This is a genomic window from Variovorax sp. P1_H2, from assembly GCF_056405295.1.
This window is the reverse complement of sequence record NZ_JBFUCJ010000005.1, coordinates 1-15,503: the sequence shown is the minus strand read 5'-3', so window position 1 is coordinate 15,503 and position 15,503 is coordinate 1. Positions and strand designations below refer to the sequence as shown.

Below are 15,503 nucleotides of genomic sequence, written 5' to 3'. Positions count from 1 at the left end.
CTACAACTCGCTGAATTCGGAGTCCGCGTCGTGGTCGCGCCGGTGCCAATCCGCGATGAATTCCTGAGCCCGAATCCGCAGCAGCGCGCCAGCTTCTTCCTGCTCCTGAAGTCCCATGGGCAAGGCGATTCGACACCTCAGAGACTTCTGGTACACAAGTTCAGCACGCCCCGCCAGGCAGTGCAGAACAACGTCCCATGCCATGAAAATTCGAACCTGCCATTCGTCGTGGTCGAACCGTTCGACTTGCGAGTTGGTATCCATGCTGTGTTGATCCCCAGCCAAACGGGCCTTGCGGACGGATGCCGGTCGCCCGCCTCTTGCCGCGGGTGACGGCAGGATAAGCGATCGGTGCCGGCAATCGGCGAGGCTCGCTGATAGGGGACATTCCTGGCGTCATCGCCCCGCAATGCGCAGCCAATAGCCTTGGATCGAAGCTGGCACATCGAGCCGCACAGACACCCCGAAGGACATCACATGAACAGCGCACCCATCGTCAGGATCATCACGACCACGGCCATCGCGTGGATGCTTGCAAGCGCGGCGCATGCACAGGCGCCGGCCGGAAGAAGCCGCGCCGAGGTGCAGGCGGAGGAGGCTGCCGCGGCGCCTGATCAGAACGTGGTCAGCGGGTCGCGCGTGAACAGCAAGGTCGTGTCGACCAAGCCCAATGCGGCTCAGGCACGCGCAGAGGCGCGGCGAAACACCCCCCAGTGACCGGGCCACGGCGGGCCGCGACAACGGTTGCGAGTCAAGCGGCGCCAGGCGCGGTCCACGAGCGCACAATGCGCAGCTTGCGGCCCACCGGTCGCCCCCCGTGCCAAGGAGCGTTCATGAGCGATGACAGCCGTTCCGTTCTCGTTACCGGCGCGAGCGGTGGTATCGGACGCGCCGTCTGCGCCCGGCTGGCGCAATCGGGGCGTGCGCTGGTGCTTGCCGCTCGCGATGAAGGCAGGCTGCTTGCGCTTTGCGACGAGCTGCAGTCGGTTCGTCCCGGCCGCTACCAGGCCATCCCGGTCGACATGGGTGACGACGTCGCCGTCGCCGCCTTCGGTCAACGGCTCGTCGACCAAGGCACCGTGCTCGACGGCATTGTGATGATGCCGCCGCAGATGCCTCCGACGAACGATTGCCTGCCGCCCAACGACACTTGGCGCACGCTGTTCCAGCGCAGCTTCATCGGCCCTTTGGGGCTTCTGAAGGCGGTGATCCCCGCGATGCAACCCGACCCGGCTCAGGGCCAGCGCGTCAAGGTAGTGATCATCTCGGCCGTCACGTCGGTGCAGGCGCTCGGCCACTACGCGACGAGCAACGTGCTGCGCTGCGCCTGGCTGGCCGAGGCAAAGACGCTCGCGTTGGCGCTGGGCGAGCGTGGCATCCACATCAACACCTTGTCGCTCGGCGGCACGCTGACGCCTGACTACTCGGCCTCGCTGCAACGGCGCGCCGACCGGGCGGGCGTCAGCTTCGCTCAGCGCCTGGCCGACGAGACCTCGAACATTCCGCTGGCCAAGTACGGCAGGCCGGAAGAAGTTGCCGTGGTCGTCGAGCAGCTGCTCGGCGCATTGTCGGATCACATGACCGGCGCGAACTTGCTGCACGACGGCGGATTCACGCGCGCGTACTGAGCGCACTGAACTCGCGAACGGCTCGCGGACCGGGCGACGAGTCGGACGAGGTCATGACCCGCGGGCGCTTCATGAATGCGCGCACGTGCCCTATGCCGCGAAGGCACGGCCGAGGCGCCGGCGCAACGACGGGTCACGGCGTTGTCATGCGCCTTGCATCTAATGCATCCATCAGCAAACGAGGGTGACCCATGCAGGCAGATGCGAAGTTCTGGCGGATCGGCACAGCGCTGCTCCTGATCCTGACCGTGTCGGCCTGCGGCGGCACGGCGGATGCCGGTGGCCAGTCGGGCATCCGGTACGCGCCCTGACCCAGACAACTCAACGAGAAGAAGACGCATGACCTCACGACGCAAGTTCCTGCAAGGCACAGCCACCGGCACCGTGGCGGCCGCCACGCTCGCTGCCTTCCCGCCAAGCATCCGCCGCGCGCTGGCCATCCCTGCGCACAACGCCACCGGCACCATCAAGGACGTCGAACACGTGGTGATCCTGATGCAGGAGAACCGTTCCTTCGACCAGTACTTCGGCACGCTGCGCGGCGTGAGGGGCTTTGGCGACCGCTTCACGATTCCGTTGCCGGAGGGGCGCAGCGTCTGGCAGCAGAACGACGCCAACGGGCAGCCGGTGCTGCCCTACCACCTGGACGGCAGCAAGGGCAACGCGCAGCGCGTGAGCGGCACGCCGCACAGCTGGGTCGACGGCGAGAACGCCTGGGATGGCGGGCGGACCTACCAGTGGCCCCGCTACAAGGGCGCCAACGCGATGAGCTACTTCAAGGAGGCCGAGCTGCCCTTCCAGTTCGCGCTGGCCAATGCCTTCACGCTGTGCGACGGCTACCACTGCGCGATGCACACCGGCACCAACTCGAACCGCATGTTCCTGTGGACCGGCACCAACGGGCCGACCGGCGCCGGTGTCGCTTCGGTCAACAACGAATGGGATTCGATCGACGCCTCCACGCTCGGCTACCAATGGAAGACCTATCCCGAGCGCCTGCAGGAGGCCAAGGTGAGCTGGATCGTCTACCAGAACATGCCCGACAACTTCGGCGACAACCCGCTCGCCGGCTTCAAGCAATACCGCCAGGCCAACGAGGCTTCGGGCAAGCCGGTGAGCAACGAGGCCCTGTCGCCCGCCTACGACCCGGCGAGCGACGATGCGGGCAACCCGCTGTACAAGGGGATTGCCAACACGATGCCGGGCGAACTCGGCAACGCCGACAGCTATTTCGAGCGCTTTCGCTCGGACATCAAGTCCGGCAAGTTGCCGCAGGTGTCCTGGGTGGTGGCCCCGGCCACGTATTCCGAACACCCGGGACCGTCGAGCCCGGTGCAGGGCGCCTGGTTCATCCAGGAAACGCTGGATGCGCTGACCGCGGTGCCCGAGGTGTGGAGCAAGACGGTGCTGTTCATCAACTTCGACGAGAACGACGGCTACTTCGACCACTGCCCGTCACCTGCGGCGCCATCGATCAATCCCGACGGCTCGGCGGCGGGCAAGACCACGCTGCGCGAAGCCGCGGTGGCGTTCGAGCGCTTCAACTATCCGGCCCCGCCCGGCACCACCAGCCAGCCAGCGCCCGATGGCCGCGTCTTTGGACCCGGGATCCGCGTGCCGATGTACGTGGTCTCGCCATGGAGCCGCGGAGGCTGGGTCAACTCTCAGGCCTTCGACCACACATCGGTGATCCGCTTCCTTGAAAAGCGTTTCGGCGTGAAGGAGCCCAACATCAGTCCCTTCCGCCGCGCCGTGTGCGGGGACCTGACCAGCGCCTTCAACTTCGAGCGGCCCAACGACGAGCGGCTGCCCACGCTCGCCGGCCGCAAGAGCCGGGCCCAGGCCGACGCATTGCGTGCGCAGCAGGATCAACTGGCGCAGATCGTGCCGCCAGCCAGCCCGTTGCTGCCCGTGCAGGCCACCGGCACGCGGCCGTCTCGCGCCTTGCCCTACGAACTGCACGTGAGCGCCCGTTGCGACGGCCTGCGCGGCCGCGTCAAACTGATCTTCGCCAACACCGGCGACGCCGGCGCGGTGTTCCACGTCTACGACAAGCTCAACCTCGAGAGGCTGCCGCGCCGCTACATGGTTGAGCGCAACGATCGGCTCGACGACGACTGGGTGGCGACCGACAACGCCGGCAAGTACGACCTGTGGGTGCTCGGCCCCAATGGATTTCATCGCCACTTCAAGGGCGACCTGAACACGTTGAAGTCTCGCGACGCGCCCGAACCTGAAATTCGCGTCGGCTATGACGTGCGCCGTGGCGACATCCACCTGAAGGTGCGCAACGACGGCGAGCGAGCCTGCTGGTTCACGGTGACGGCCAAGGCCTACTTCAAGGATCGCGGCGACAGTTCATGGCGCGTGCGGGTCAAGGGCGGCGAGGATGCAGGCAGGCACTGGGAGCTGGACGCCAGCGGCCAGTGGTACGACTTCGAGGTGGTATGTGACGCTGACGCCGCCTGGTCCAGGCGCTTTGCGGGCCGGGTGGAGACCGGCCGGCACTCGGTCAGCGATCCGGCGATGGGGATGCCGGGCAGCTGAGAGGCAGCGCCTTGGGGCGGCGCAGGCGAGAGCAACGGCGACAGCGCCTGGGTGATGGAGCTCAACGCCATCGACCCGGCGCCGTACCTGCGCCACGTGCTGGAGCGCTTCGACGGTCACCTGCGCAGCACCACCCAGCGCTGCAGCAACACCCATCGGCCGCTCACCAGCCCGATGCCAGCCAGCACCAGTACGCTGCCCAGGACAAATGGGGTCTCAAGAGATTCTCCGAGTAACCCGACACCCAGAACAACCCCGAAGAGTGGCGTGAGAAACGAGAACACGCCGAGCCGGGAGGCCAGGTAACGGCGAAGCAGCCAGCACCAGGCCAGAAAGCTCGCGAAAGAAACGATCAGACTCTGGAAGCCCAGGTGCATCCAGACGACCGCCGAGGGCTCGAATCGCATCTGACCCGTCAGCCAGGAGGCTGGCAGCAGCAAGACGAAGGCGCCCATCAGTTGGTACAGGAGCGTCTCGGTAGCAGGCGCAGACGCCAGGCTGGAGCAGCGGATCGCCACGGTGGTAGCGCCCCAGGCCGCGCCTGCCAACAGTGCCAACCCGTCTCCCAACAGCGCGCGACTGTCTCTGCTGGTGGAAGAAGTGGCGTCTGCGCCAAGGAAGGCGAGCGCGATGCCCCCGAATGCCAGCGCGATGCCTGCCACCTGCTGCGCACCGAGGCGCTCCGCCGGCAGTCGCAGATGCAATCCCAGAGCGGCGAAGACGGGCGCCGTGTAGAGGAACACGACGACATGCGACGCGCCGTTCAGGCGCAGCGCCTCGGCCACAAGCAGGTACTCCAGCCCGAAGAGCGCGCCGACCACCAGTCCCGGCTTCCAGTGCCTCGCGTCCGGCCTTTCACTGCGGCGGCGCATGAGCACCGCCAGCAGTACCAGCGCGGCGGCGGACCGCAGCGCCACCATCAGCATCGGACTGACCTGGTCGGCGACGGCCTTCAGCGAGATCTGCTGCAGGCTCCAGATCAGGCACAGCAGCGTCATGACACCCATGGCGCGGGCGTCGAGGCGGCCAGGCGCGACAAGCTGTTGCCCGTTCGAGCCAGGGGCAGGAAGGCGAGGTGACAAGGAATCGAGGGAACTCATGATGGCTGCACTGTGCCGCGCGATCATCAAAGCGGAAAGCGCATAATTTTAGGTCCAACAATCCGTTTATCGAATACATGAGGGACCTCCAGATCGATTGGCTGAAGAGCTTCGTCGCCGCCGTCGACGCCGGCTCGCTCTCGAGCGCCGCACCGGAGGTCCACCGGTCGCAGTCGGCGGTGAGCATGCAGCTCAAGAAGCTGGAGTCGGCCGTGGGCTGTCAGCTCATGGTCCGCAGCGCCCGACAGCTCCAGCTGACACACGAGGGGCAGACGCTGCTAGGTTACGCCCGACGCATGCTCGATCTGCAGGCCGAGGTGCAGGCAGCGCTTCACGGCGAGGCCATCTCGGGCCTGGTGAGGCTCGGGGTTCCCGATGACTTCGCGAGCAAGTACCTGACGCCCGTCCTCAAGCGATTTGCGCCCCGCCATGGAGGCGTCGAGATCCAGTTGGACTGCGAACAGTCGACCTTGCTCATCCCGCGTGTGGCCCGGGGGGAACTTGACCTGGCCCTGGTCTCGCGGGACCACAACCGGCGCGGCACCTTGCTTTTCCACGAACCCATGGTCTGGGTCGGCGCCGCGCAGTTCGACATCTGGACCCGCAACCCGCTACCCATCGCCGTCTACGAAGAGGGGAGCCTGGGCCGCCGAAGCGCCATCAATTCATTGGCGCTGCAGGGGCGTCCCTACAAAGTCGTCTACAACAGCTCCAGCCTGGCCGGGCAGATCGCAGCCGTCGAAAGCGGACTGGCCGTCGCGGCACTGACGCAGTGCAGCGCTCCTGCACAGCTGCAGGTGCTGGGGATCGAGCACGGACTGGGGCCGCTTGAACCGATGCAGGTGGCCCTCTATCGCAGTGCGGCCTCGCGCGGCTCAAAGGCCGTCGATAGTCTCCAGCGCATGCTGCTGCAGACGCTTCGCCACACGCGGCCCGTTGCCTGAAGCAGGCCGAAGTCATGGCCGCGGAGAGCGGCGCATGCTGCTACATCTGGCTCGGCATACGCGCAGCCGTGTCGACGACTCAACCTAAACGACCAAAGCGGGGTCGACCAACCTGACACGGCGATCGACGTAGTAGCCACCGTACTCCGTGTACCGCAGGAACACGCTGCGGCAGGCGCCGCACGCGTACACGTCGCTCCGGTTGAAGGGGAACCACGAGACGGCGATCGGCGCGTCGGCCGACCCGTACCGCGTGCCATCCGGATGAAATTCTTCGAACGTCGGCACGTCGATGTCCGGGGGCCGCAAGGTCCCGACGTGCTGCATCCCGGCAGGCCAGCGTTCGTCGGTGACGCTTTCCCAGGATGCCGCCTGCAGAGCCTTGCAGATGCATCGCAGGGCCTGGGACTTGATCTGTTGCGAACTCAACTCGCGCAACCGTGCAGCATCGATCATGGGCTTCGGATTCCATCGGGAGTCTGTCGAGCGCCTATTGTGACGTGCAGCGATCCAGCAGGCGTCGAATCCGTTCACCGAGTCTTGCCAGGCGGCCTCTGACAGTGGCCGCAGCCGCCCTCCGAGATCGGCGTGCTTCGCGCTCGTGGCGTAGAGCGGCATCGAGGGCCTTGAGGTTTTGCGGGTTGCGCTTCCAGACCCCGCTCACCGTGAAATTGCCCCGATTCGAGGGGCTCAAGTTGGGGATGATGTTGATCTGTTGGGCGCCGATTCGATGCAGGAGCTGGGCACGGTCCCTCGCGACCTTGAGGAAGTCGTCGTGCCTTTCAACGGGCGAATTCATAGAGACCCTGATCGTTGTGACTGCCGCGAAATGCTCGGCCAAGAATGCGACTGCCTCGACGAGCACAAGCTTCCTCGACGCCCAGCGATGCCGCATCGGGATGGCTGAGGGCACGAAGCGGTCGAGGTGAACCTCGTGCCCACCCGGTGCTACGGTCACTGCCTCGATGGTCCCGACATGTGTCTCGCCATCGTAGAAATACATGAGTTCCCCGAGTTTGTACGGAGCAGACCCGGGCCCTGTGACGCGGAGCTCGGTGAAGGTCAGCGATTGGCCCGCAGAAGAGTCCCTGGCGAGCGATGAGGGAACGTGGTTCAAGCAGGCCCTGCCCGACCCGCGAACCGCCAGGTCTTCAACACCGGCACGAGCGCTGCCGCGGCAATCGTGACCATGTGCGCGGTCTCGCGCCCACCCTTGAACGCGACCACGAGCTCCGGACGACCCTCGCGCAGCATTTGAGCGTTTCTGATGGGCACAGCACGGTGCTGATAGCGATCCCAGTCTGCGCGGTACGTGACGACCTCGATGCCTCGTGCCATGGCCCAGCGGCGCGCGAGGTGGTCTACACCCGTCGCACCCCCTTCGATCAGGAGCGTGATGGGTTGGCGCGCATGAACGCGATCGAGGACATTCACGATGAACGCCCAGTCGTCGTAGTGGCGTCCACCAAAGACAAGTACCCTCATGCTGTCCGTTCAGGCGGTCCATGAAGAACGCCCAGGTCCGCACATAGGCATTCGCGTCCATGGCGTTGTGGTGGTCTTTGCATGCTTTCTGCTTAGTGATGGAATCGCCAAAAAGCAAACCCCGCCGAAGCGGGGTTGGGAGAATTTGCGCTGACTGGCGTTTCTGTGATGATAGCCTCGATGGCCGCACTGCGTTGAAGCGAACAACCAAGACACTCGTCAAAGTGGAGCTCGACGCCCTTTGCCGCGCGGCGCTGGCGGTGCAATACGATGGCGGGCGGCTGCTCGGATTGCAAGCATGACTCGGCACGGGCGCTACGCGCGCGCTTCGGCGCCAGTCGCCCATGCGCCGAGCCTCGCAAGAAAGCGATCAACGGCCTTTAGCTCTCCGGCAGCGATCCACTCATTCGGCTGATGCGCCTGCGCGATGGCACCAGGCCCGCAAACCAGCGAAGGAATGCCGGCCTGCTCAAAAAACCCCGCCTCGGTTCCGAACGGAATTTCACTCGGCGGCCACTGCGCACCGAACGCTCTGGCAATGACCACCGCCGCGCTGTCATTTCTCGCCGCCAGCGCGGGCACCCCGGCGATCTGGGTCATCTTCACATCCACGCCTGGCGGCATGGCGGCGAGCAGCCGCTCGACCTCGACCCTCACGGTCGCCGCGCTGTCCGCATCCGGCGGACGGAACTCCCACAGCACTTCACAGCATCCGGGCACGATGTTGATGGCAGTCCCTCCACTGATGCGCCCGATATTGAAGGTGGTGCGATTGCCCCGCATGGACAGCGTGCGCCCGAACTTTGCCAACTCTGCGACCAGCAGCGCTGCCGGCTCGATGGCGCTGGTCCCCAAGCTCGGATCGCTGGAATTCGCCGGGCAACCTCGGAAGGTGATCCCAGGTACGTGGCCGTCCAGCGAATGAAATCCAGGTTGGACCGGTGAGAGGTCGTGTCGAAGGCAACCAGCGTCCGAAGGATCTCGACCGTATCCATGGCCAGGCACTCAGGCCGCAAGGCCTTGTCGCTGGCGCCCTGTGGCGAGCCGGCATCCGCCGAGTGCGGGGCCGGGCGTCGTATCGTGGATCGCGATGATCGCGCGCAATCCGGTCGGTGCGTCGGAGACGAACACGACCTGCTCGTGGCCTGAAAACGAATCGGCTGAGAAAACGGTCATGGATATCGAACCGATCAGGAGGGTGAAGGCTCGGACGGCGTCGCCGGGCGCCCCGTGGGTCGGAGTGTCGTGACGAAAAATCCGAGCAAGATGAGCGCGATGCCCGCGACATGGAAAGTCCGCACGGCCTCTCCCAGCACGAGGAAAGCCAGGAGTGCGGTGAACAGCGCAACGAGATGGAACGAAACGCCGGTCACCGTCGCGCCGAGCGCCGCGACGCAGCGGCTCCAGAGGATGAAGGCGAACAGCGAAGCAAAGATGCCGATGTAGAGGACAGCGCCGACCGAGGCCGGGTCGCTCGGGATGCGCGCACCGTGTGCGAGTTCGAAGGCCCAGAAGGGCATCAGCACGCCCAGCCCTGCCGCCATGGTCGCGGCAAGAAACACCAGCGGACTGATCGCAGCGGGCTTGCGCCGCAGCAGCACCGAATACACGGCGTAGTTGGCAACGGCCACGAGCACCAGCAACTCGCCGCCGTCGAAGCGCAGCCCGGCGAGGCTGGTCATGTCACCGCGCGCCACGATCCAGGCGACGCCCACGAACGAGATGGCGACACCGAAAAGCGCCTTCCAGGTGATGCGCTCGACGCCGAGGACCACCGCCGCGAGCGGCACCATGAGCGGCAAGGTCGAATTGAGGAACGCGACGCTCGCGGCGGGCACGGTCTGCAAGGCCAAGTAGCCGAGTGCGTTGTAGCCGGCGATGCCGAAGGCGCCGCAGGCGGCAATGAGCATCCAGTGTCGGGCAAGCAGATCGCGTTCCCGACAGACCTGCCGCCAGACGAATGGGGTCAACACTGCGAGCGCTACGACCCAACGACCGACCGCTAGAGAGATCGGGGGAAAGACAGGCCCGAGCGCGCGGCCCAGCACGAGGTTTCCGGCCCAGAACGCGGGCGGCAGCCACAACAACCAGACGGGGCGGGCCCACAGGGCGAGGAGCGCGGTGCGCATCACAGGCCCTGCAAGCCGATGCGGACCCGGCGATTGGAACGGCCCTTGTTCTCGATCTTGAGAATGCGAATCGGGCGCGAGGCGCCCGTCGAGCCGAGATGGGTTCCCCCGCAAGCCTGCCGGTCGAGGCCGGCGATCTCGACGATGCGAATGAGACCTTCCGAGGACGGCGGTGGCGCCACCGAGCGAGAACGCAGCAGGCCCTTCTCGGCGTGTGCGGCGGTCATGGACACGTAGCTCGTTTCGACGGCGAGGTCTTGGGCGACCACGTCGTTCAGTTCCGGTTCCAGGCCCCGCAGGCGATCGTTGTCGGCATCCGGCAGGTCGAAGTCGATGCGTGCCGTCCCGTCCTCGTTCATCTGGACCCCGGTCACCAGCGCGCCGTCGAAGTCCCTGAAAACCAGCGCATTCAGGATGTGCAGGTCGGTATGGAGCTCCCGCATGAGCTGGCGGAACACGGGGTCGGCGGCCACCTGGACATCGCCCGCGATCTCGATGGCGGCGGCGACTTCGATCCAGACGGCGCCGCCTTCCTCGGAGAACCCGATGACTGGTGCTTCGCCGCCTTGCCACCGGATGGCGCCCTTGTCGGGAAGCTGACCGCCGCCGCCGGGATAGAGGGGATGCCGGGAAAGAAGAACGGCGCCGGGTCGCGTCCTGACGACCGTCGCATCGAGTGTCAGGATCTCAGAGTTGTCTTGGCAGAAGAGTCGCGTCATGGGTAGCCTTGCTGATGGGCACCAGCATGGCAGGACGGCTCGAAATGCTATTGGTCGGAATTGACGGCGGCGCAGCAGATCTCAGATCACTCGCGCGCGGACATACTGGAGCGGCGTCATGCCGAACGTGCGCTTGAAATGCTTGTTCAGCGCGCTCTGGTCATAGAAGCCGCAGGCGAGCGCCGCTTCGACGACGGACTGCCCGGCGTGCAGCCGACGCAGAGCGGCCCTGAGACGCAACTGCGTCAGGTAGGCGTGCGGCGTCAGACCCACGGTTCGTTTGAATGCAACGATCAACTGGAACGGTGTCAGACCCGCAGCCGCGCCCATTTGCTCGAGCGTCAAACTGTCCGAGTAGCCATCGCGCATCAGTTCGAGCACAGGAGCGAGTGCGCGGGCGTCCTCGGGCGCATTGGGAATGCGTCGCACGGCCTGCCCATGCCTTTGGAGCAAATCCCCGAAGGTGCGCACGAGCAGTTCGCGATGGAGCAGTGCGTCCTGCGGTTCTCCGTCCAGCACGTGGTGAAGCGCCAGAAACCGCGTGACGAGGTCCTGATCGCGCACGACATTGGACGTGAAGTACCCCGGTTGATCGATTCCGAGGGTGCTCAGAACGTCCTTGATGGCCGGCTCGGACAAGTAGAACGAACGATAGCGCCAGCGCTCGCTGCCGCCCATGCGGCCTGAATGCGGTTCGGACGGGTTGAAGACGAGCAACGCCTGCGGATGGGCAACGTCGGTGCGGCCGCGGCTCTTGAACTCCGAGCCCCCCATCTCGGTCACCGCGACGACGAGGGAGTCGTGCACATGAGGGGCGTAGTCGTGCGTCGTGAAATCGGCCTGCAACAGGTCCATCCCCGGCAGGCCGGGCGCGTGCCAGTAGCGTGACTTGTTGCGGGGGTCCAATCGGGCCAACGGGAATGTCCTTTCGACGACAGACGATTCGCAATCGAACAGATGGTAGCGCTCCCTATGTCAAGGCCGCCTCTTGGCCTGCATGTGCCGGCGCCAGCGTGAAGACGCTGACCGCGCGCACCAGGCTGCCGGCCTGCATCTGCAAGGACTGCGCCGCAGCAGCATCGGTCGACTCTCCCTGAGCGATTGAAGCCCAGAATCTTTCAAACTCACCCATGAGGCCGGCGCTGGGCCGCCCGATGGAAGCCGTGCTTCGGAACTCCCATGGCTACTCCTTGGATAGGTGTTGCGACGACCGGTTGAATCCGCCCAATACGTGTCCGAGGGAACTGGCTCAAGTCAACGGTCACTATCGCCCTGGTCCCCCACCGCCGCCCGGGCCACCGCCGCCGGGGCCACCGCCACCGGGTCCACCACCGCCGGGTCCACCACCGCCGGGGCCACCACCGCCGGGGCCRCCACCGCCGGGGCCACCACCGCCGGGGCCACCACCACCAGGGCCGCCCCCGCCGCCCGGACCGCCACCGCCCCCGGGGCCGCCACCACCAGGACCGCCACCGCCCCCGGGGCCACCGCCACCTCCGGCGCCTCCACCACCGGCACCACCACCACCAGCGCCAGCGCCACCAGCGCCACCACCACCACCACCGGCACCGGCACCGGCACCGGCACCACCGCCTCCGGCGCCACCGCCTCCGGCGCCACCGCCTCCGGCGCCACCACCACCGCCGCCGCCAGAGCCGCCCCCACCAGCGCCGGCCCCACTACCGGCGCCTGGTCCGCCGCCTGCGGACCCAGCAGCGCCAGCGCCGCTGCTGCCCGCAGCCGCGCTACCAGCACCTGCCGCGCCTGCGCCGGCGCCCGCTGCCGCAGAGCCAGCGGCTCCACCAGGATCGTGGCCTGAACCGAACGATGCCGCGAATCTGGAACTCCCCTTGGACGCAATTGCCGCGCCGACTCCAAGAGCCGAGTTGGCAATCGATGCCTGCTGAGCGACTTTCCCCGCTGGGGAGGTCCCCAAGCAGATCGTCTCTCCGAACGGGTTGTAGCGATCGCATGAGAGGTTGCTTGGCGTCGCGGTGCGAACGCTGGCCTTGCTCGGATCCGCTCTTGCGCGAGTCGTTTGCAAGGCCTCATATCCTTGCGGCGTCGCGAGCGCGACCGGCGGCGAAATCGGGACAGGCTGGGGTTCAATCCGCGCAGTGATTGCCGGGAGTGAAATCGCTTCTCGTTTTTCCGGCGTTGGCGACACGGCCTGATCCCGCCGACGCGGGACCGTTCGCCGCTCATGGGCGGGGGCACTCGGCACCGGCGAGGCTTCAAAGCTGGGCGCCTCTTCCTGGGTCCGCACTTCCTTGGCACGCAGCTCCTGGGCACGCACTTCCTGGGCACGCACTTCCTGGACGCGCTCTTGCTGGGCACGCTCTTCCTGCGCTCCCACCTCCGTTGGCAGCGCAGCTTCCGGCAATCCAGCAGACGGTTGCTCGGCCACGGGCGGGCCGTCGCGCTCCGCCGTCATCGCGACCGGCGACGAGATCACGGGCGCATCCTGCGCGACCCGGAACGAGGGGGAGAGGATCGACGGCGAACTTGCCAGCGGCTGTATGGGAAAAGGGCCGAGGCCCGAATGCCAGTACACGAACGCCGTTGCTGCCAGAGGAAGACCGACCAAGAGCAGCACCAGAGAGATATTGATGCCTGGAGGCGGCCGAGGCCGAGTGGAACGAACGGGGATGGAATCGACAACGGGCGCAGGCCGGAATTCGCGCAGCGCCTTCTCCGGGGGCAGGTACGCGTTGCCTGTGTCCGGCATCGTCTGAACAAACGCCGCCGCATCGAACCGTATTCCCGAGAACTTGCCAGCACAACCGCGGCAGTACCTGGCCCGGTCCCGGTTGGGCGTGTGGCATGCGTCGCAGTACTTGGTCACGCTTGTTCCCCACCTCTTTCGAGGAACGCTCGCAACTACTTCAAAGGAATCAACGAGGTGATGATGACGAGCGAATTGATCACCAGGAAGAAGGCCGCGAAATCCACGGCGGACGCTCGGCGCGGCACGGCGAGCTCGTCCCATTGGGACGCAGCCACGGTCCCCAGTTCCTTGGCACGATAAAAGCCCGTGAGCTTGTGGGAGCAGCATTTGCAATAGCGTGCCGAGCCGATGTTGATCGTGTTGCAGGCATCGCATACCTCCGCCGAACTGGCCCCCATCCGCAGCCGGACCAGATCGATCAAGCTTCCGAAGGCGGTGAACTGCGCAGGCGCTGTCTCGGCGAGCGATTCGGCGGCGGTCATTGGATCTCTCCTCGGCGCACATGAGTGGCCAGTCGGACGGACGATGCTTCGCGATTGCAGGATGGATGCACCTTCGCCCGGTCGAGGACCCGCCGCAGTCTCTCCTCCGCGACGGCAATCCTGGCGAACAGTCGCAGATCCACGTCCGATGGCCCCGACCCGAAGCCTACGAGTTGGCTGCGATACGCGGCGACGATTCGCAGGTGAATCGCTTTTCGCAAATTCACGGCGGCAGTCCAGGCCCTGCGTGCGCTCATCTCGGCAATCACAGGCGAGCTACGCGCCGCGCTTCCCCTGCTTCGCGCACTCGGCGCCACTCCGCCCGCTTCCCTGCTCGTGGATCCGGCGGTGCGCGTACTTAACATTTCTCTCTCCAGGGTCTATGGGAACGTTTCACATTTCGTTGTCATACAGTGATTGCGCCGGATTTGTAAGACAGACGCTCATCTGTTTGTCCCGTTGGTAACCAGCGGTTACTGTCTCTCGTGAACGCGGAGAATCGAGTTGCAAAAGAAAGCTCCTGCAGCCCGGTCTCCCATCGGATGGCTCCGTGGAACGACCGGACGCGACGGGCCGAGACGGACGACGCGCTGGTGCTCAGGACCACCTCGCGGCGCCATCGGAGCGATTGCGCTGGACGGCGAGCGCTCCTTCGCCCATTGCCGCTACGCTGCAGCTTATGGCCGTCCGCTGATGCACGTAGCGCCATCGAGCGTCGGGCGGTGCGCCCTCGCGCGAAATCATYTCGGCGCCGCCACCGAACCGTTGTAGAACACTTCGCAGCGKCCGCCAAAGAGCTCGCTGCCCTCTTGCAACAGTCTGCGCGCAGGCCCGGTGAGRGACGCGAGCAGACTCGGTTGCTCCACCAGCGGATTCTGGAACGTGCCGTTGATTCGCTGCAGCATCTTGGCGCAGCCCTTCGCGTCGATCAGCGCCATGGTCACGTTGTTGAACCGGCCGTTGACGAAGTCGAGCCCTCCGCGCAAGGCGATGCGGTTCTCCTTCGTCACCATCGCCACATCCTGCGCGTGGGCTACGCCGCGCTCGACCTTCCAGTCGGACACGAGCGTGCGGATCTCGCTGCTGCCACCCGTTCCCTGAAGGATGTTCGCGAAGTCATACCCCTTGGTGACCACCAGGCCGAGAGGCCCGGCGAAGAAGAAGGCCCCCGCATCCACGAGGCTGAAGTTCTGGCTGGACTCAAACCGCGAAAGCTTCGCGTCCAGATCGCCGCCGCTGAGCGTGAGGTTCTTGCCGCGCAGCGAGATCTGCCCCTTCACGGACTGYCGCATCTCCTTCCCGGCTCCCTGCATCGACAGGGTCGCGGAGAAGTCCATCCGGCCTGCCGCGACCTTCTGCCGCGCCATGGTCTTGAAGAACTCCTCGATAGGGAACTGCGGGAGGGAGTACTGGAWGCGGTAATGCGGGACGGCGCCCGAAACGTCCACGTGGAGACTCCCCGATCCCTGCGTCATCAAGCTGGATCTGGCCAAACGCATGATTCAGGTTCACGCCGTAGACAGTTTAGTGATCTTGCCCCCGAAAAACGTACTCCATAGCTGATGGTCAAATTCAGTGATTGGAGAGAAGAGAAATGAGCAAGAGAAAAGACGGGCAACCGCGTGGCAGGTACACGCTCGAATTCAAGCTGGAGGCGGTGCGACTGGTCAAAGGCGGCCAAGCGGCGTCGGTGACGGCCAAGGTGCTGGGCATGCCGAAGCAGACGCTGGACAACTGGGTG

Annotated in this window: 17 protein-coding genes; 5 read left to right on the top strand and 12 right to left on the bottom strand. The window is 65.7% G+C overall.

Annotated features, from left to right (window positions below; translation table 11 throughout):
• On the bottom strand, positions 1–264 hold the full coding sequence (locus AC1D2E_RS03270) for a hypothetical protein (RefSeq protein ID WP_478196070.1): 264 nt from the start codon (positions 262–264) through the stop codon (positions 1–3).
• 213 nt (positions 265–477) lie between these two features.
• On the opposite strand from AC1D2E_RS03270, the gene AC1D2E_RS03265 reads away from it, so the two are divergent.
• The 3 genes from AC1D2E_RS03265 (at position 478) to AC1D2E_RS03255 (ending at position 4,175) form a co-directional block, all read left to right on the top strand.
• Complete coding sequence (locus AC1D2E_RS03265) at positions 478–717, top strand: hypothetical protein (RefSeq protein ID WP_478196069.1); 240 nt, start codon at positions 478–480, stop codon at positions 715–717.
• Positions 718–833: 116 nt separating this feature from the next.
• Positions 834–1,628, top strand: coding sequence for an SDR family oxidoreductase (locus AC1D2E_RS03260; RefSeq protein ID WP_478196068.1), 795 nt, complete (start codon positions 834–836; stop codon positions 1,626–1,628).
• Positions 1,629–1,967: 339 nt separating this feature from the next.
• Positions 1,968–4,175 (top strand): phosphocholine-specific phospholipase C, encoded by a 2,208-nt coding sequence (locus tag AC1D2E_RS03255; protein WP_478196067.1) that lies wholly within the window; start codon positions 1,968–1,970, stop codon positions 4,173–4,175.
• Positions 4,176–4,291: 116 nt separating this feature from the next.
• Here AC1D2E_RS03255 and AC1D2E_RS03250 read toward each other — a convergent pair whose 3' ends face one another.
• Positions 4,292–5,182, bottom strand: a complete 891-nt coding sequence (locus AC1D2E_RS03250) for a DMT family transporter (RefSeq protein ID WP_478196154.1) — start codon at positions 5,180–5,182, stop codon at positions 4,292–4,294.
• 170 nt (positions 5,183–5,352) lie between these two features.
• Here AC1D2E_RS03250 and AC1D2E_RS03245 point away from each other — a divergent pair, with 170 nt between their 5' ends.
• Complete coding sequence (locus AC1D2E_RS03245) at positions 5,353–6,219, top strand: LysR substrate-binding domain-containing protein (RefSeq protein ID WP_478196066.1); 867 nt, start codon at positions 5,353–5,355, stop codon at positions 6,217–6,219.
• Positions 6,220–6,303: 84 nt separating this feature from the next.
• Here AC1D2E_RS03245 and AC1D2E_RS03240 read toward each other — a convergent pair whose 3' ends face one another.
• The 10 genes from AC1D2E_RS03240 to AC1D2E_RS03195 all read right to left on the bottom strand — a co-directional run bounded on the left by AC1D2E_RS03240 (position 6,304) and on the right by AC1D2E_RS03195 (position 15,210).
• Entirely contained in the window at positions 6,304–6,675 is a 372-nt protein-coding gene (locus AC1D2E_RS03240; protein ID WP_478196065.1) for a hypothetical protein, read from the bottom strand.
• Positions 6,676–6,709: 34 nt separating this feature from the next.
• Positions 6,710–7,222: a hypothetical protein gene (locus AC1D2E_RS03235; protein WP_478196064.1), complete on the bottom strand. Its 513-nt coding sequence runs from the start codon at positions 7,220–7,222 to the stop codon at positions 6,710–6,712.
• 110 nt (positions 7,223–7,332) lie between these two features.
• Positions 7,333–7,704, bottom strand: coding sequence for a DUF2493 domain-containing protein (locus AC1D2E_RS03230; RefSeq protein ID WP_478196063.1), 372 nt, complete (start codon positions 7,702–7,704; stop codon positions 7,333–7,335).
• A 315-nt stretch (positions 7,705–8,019) separates the two neighbouring features.
• Complete coding sequence (locus AC1D2E_RS03225) at positions 8,020–8,709, bottom strand: M20/M25/M40 family metallo-hydrolase (protein WP_478196062.1); 690 nt, start codon at positions 8,707–8,709, stop codon at positions 8,020–8,022.
• 185 nt (positions 8,710–8,894) lie between these two features.
• Positions 8,895–9,833 (bottom strand): DMT family transporter, encoded by a 939-nt coding sequence (locus AC1D2E_RS03220; RefSeq protein WP_478196061.1) that lies wholly within the window; start codon positions 9,831–9,833, stop codon positions 8,895–8,897.
• Positions 9,833–10,552, bottom strand: coding sequence for an alanyl-tRNA editing protein (locus AC1D2E_RS03215; RefSeq protein WP_478196060.1), 720 nt, complete (start codon positions 10,550–10,552; stop codon positions 9,833–9,835). Before AC1D2E_RS03215 ends, AC1D2E_RS03220 begins: the two co-directional genes overlap by 1 nt.
• 81 nt (positions 10,553–10,633) lie before the next feature.
• Positions 10,634–11,467: an AraC family ligand binding domain-containing protein gene (locus AC1D2E_RS03210; RefSeq protein WP_478196059.1), complete on the bottom strand. Its 834-nt coding sequence runs from the start codon at positions 11,465–11,467 to the stop codon at positions 10,634–10,636.
• A gap of 339 nt (positions 11,468–11,806) precedes the next feature.
• Entirely contained in the window at positions 11,807–12,412 is a 606-nt protein-coding gene (locus AC1D2E_RS03205) for a hypothetical protein (protein ID WP_478196058.1), read from the bottom strand.
• Positions 12,413–13,432: 1,020 nt separating this feature from the next.
• Entirely contained in the window at positions 13,433–13,762 is a 330-nt protein-coding gene (locus AC1D2E_RS03200; RefSeq protein ID WP_478196057.1) for a hypothetical protein, read from the bottom strand.
• 740 nt (positions 13,763–14,502) lie between these two features.
• Positions 14,503–15,210 (bottom strand): hypothetical protein, encoded by a 708-nt coding sequence (locus tag AC1D2E_RS03195; protein ID WP_478196056.1) that lies wholly within the window; start codon positions 15,208–15,210, stop codon positions 14,503–14,505.
• Positions 15,211–15,356: 146 nt separating this feature from the next.
• On the opposite strand from AC1D2E_RS03195, the gene AC1D2E_RS03190 reads away from it, so the two are divergent.
• Positions 15,357–15,503 (top strand): transposase (locus tag AC1D2E_RS03190; protein ID WP_478196153.1); only part of this gene is annotated, 147 nt, incomplete at its 3' end.

Excerpts from the sequence above, each read along its gene's own strand:
- AC1D2E_RS03230 (WP_478196063.1), bottom strand. The coding sequence starts at position 7,704 with ATGAGGGTACTTGTCTTTGGTGGACGCCACTACGACGACTGGGCGTTC.
- AC1D2E_RS03270 (WP_478196070.1), bottom strand. The coding sequence starts at position 264 with ATGGATACCAACTCGCAAGTCGAACGGTTCGACCACGACGAATGGCAG.
- AC1D2E_RS03260 (WP_478196068.1), top strand. The coding sequence starts at position 834 with ATGAGCGATGACAGCCGTTCCGTTCTCGTTACCGGCGCGAGCGGTGGT.
- AC1D2E_RS03215 (WP_478196060.1), bottom strand. The coding sequence starts at position 10,552 with ATGACGCGACTCTTCTGCCAAGACAACTCTGAGATCCTGACACTCGAT.
- AC1D2E_RS03255 (WP_478196067.1), top strand. The coding sequence starts at position 1,968 with ATGACCTCACGACGCAAGTTCCTGCAAGGCACAGCCACCGGCACCGTG.
- AC1D2E_RS03220 (WP_478196061.1), bottom strand. The coding sequence starts at position 9,833 with ATGCGCACCGCGCTCCTCGCCCTGTGGGCCCGCCCCGTCTGGTTGTTG.
- AC1D2E_RS03200 (WP_478196057.1), bottom strand. The coding sequence starts at position 13,762 with ATGACCGCCGCCGAATCGCTCGCCGAGACAGCGCCTGCGCAGTTCACC.
- AC1D2E_RS03235 (WP_478196064.1), bottom strand. The coding sequence starts at position 7,222 with ATGTATTTCTACGATGGCGAGACACATGTCGGGACCATCGAGGCAGTG.
- AC1D2E_RS03240 (WP_478196065.1), bottom strand. The coding sequence starts at position 6,675 with ATGATCGATGCTGCACGGTTGCGCGAGTTGAGTTCGCAACAGATCAAG.
- AC1D2E_RS03250 (WP_478196154.1), bottom strand. The coding sequence starts at position 5,182 with ATGGGTGTCATGACGCTGCTGTGCCTGATCTGGAGCCTGCAGCAGATC.
- AC1D2E_RS03265 (WP_478196069.1), top strand. The coding sequence starts at position 478 with ATGAACAGCGCACCCATCGTCAGGATCATCACGACCACGGCCATCGCG.
- AC1D2E_RS03245 (WP_478196066.1), top strand. The coding sequence starts at position 5,353 with ATGAGGGACCTCCAGATCGATTGGCTGAAGAGCTTCGTCGCCGCCGTC.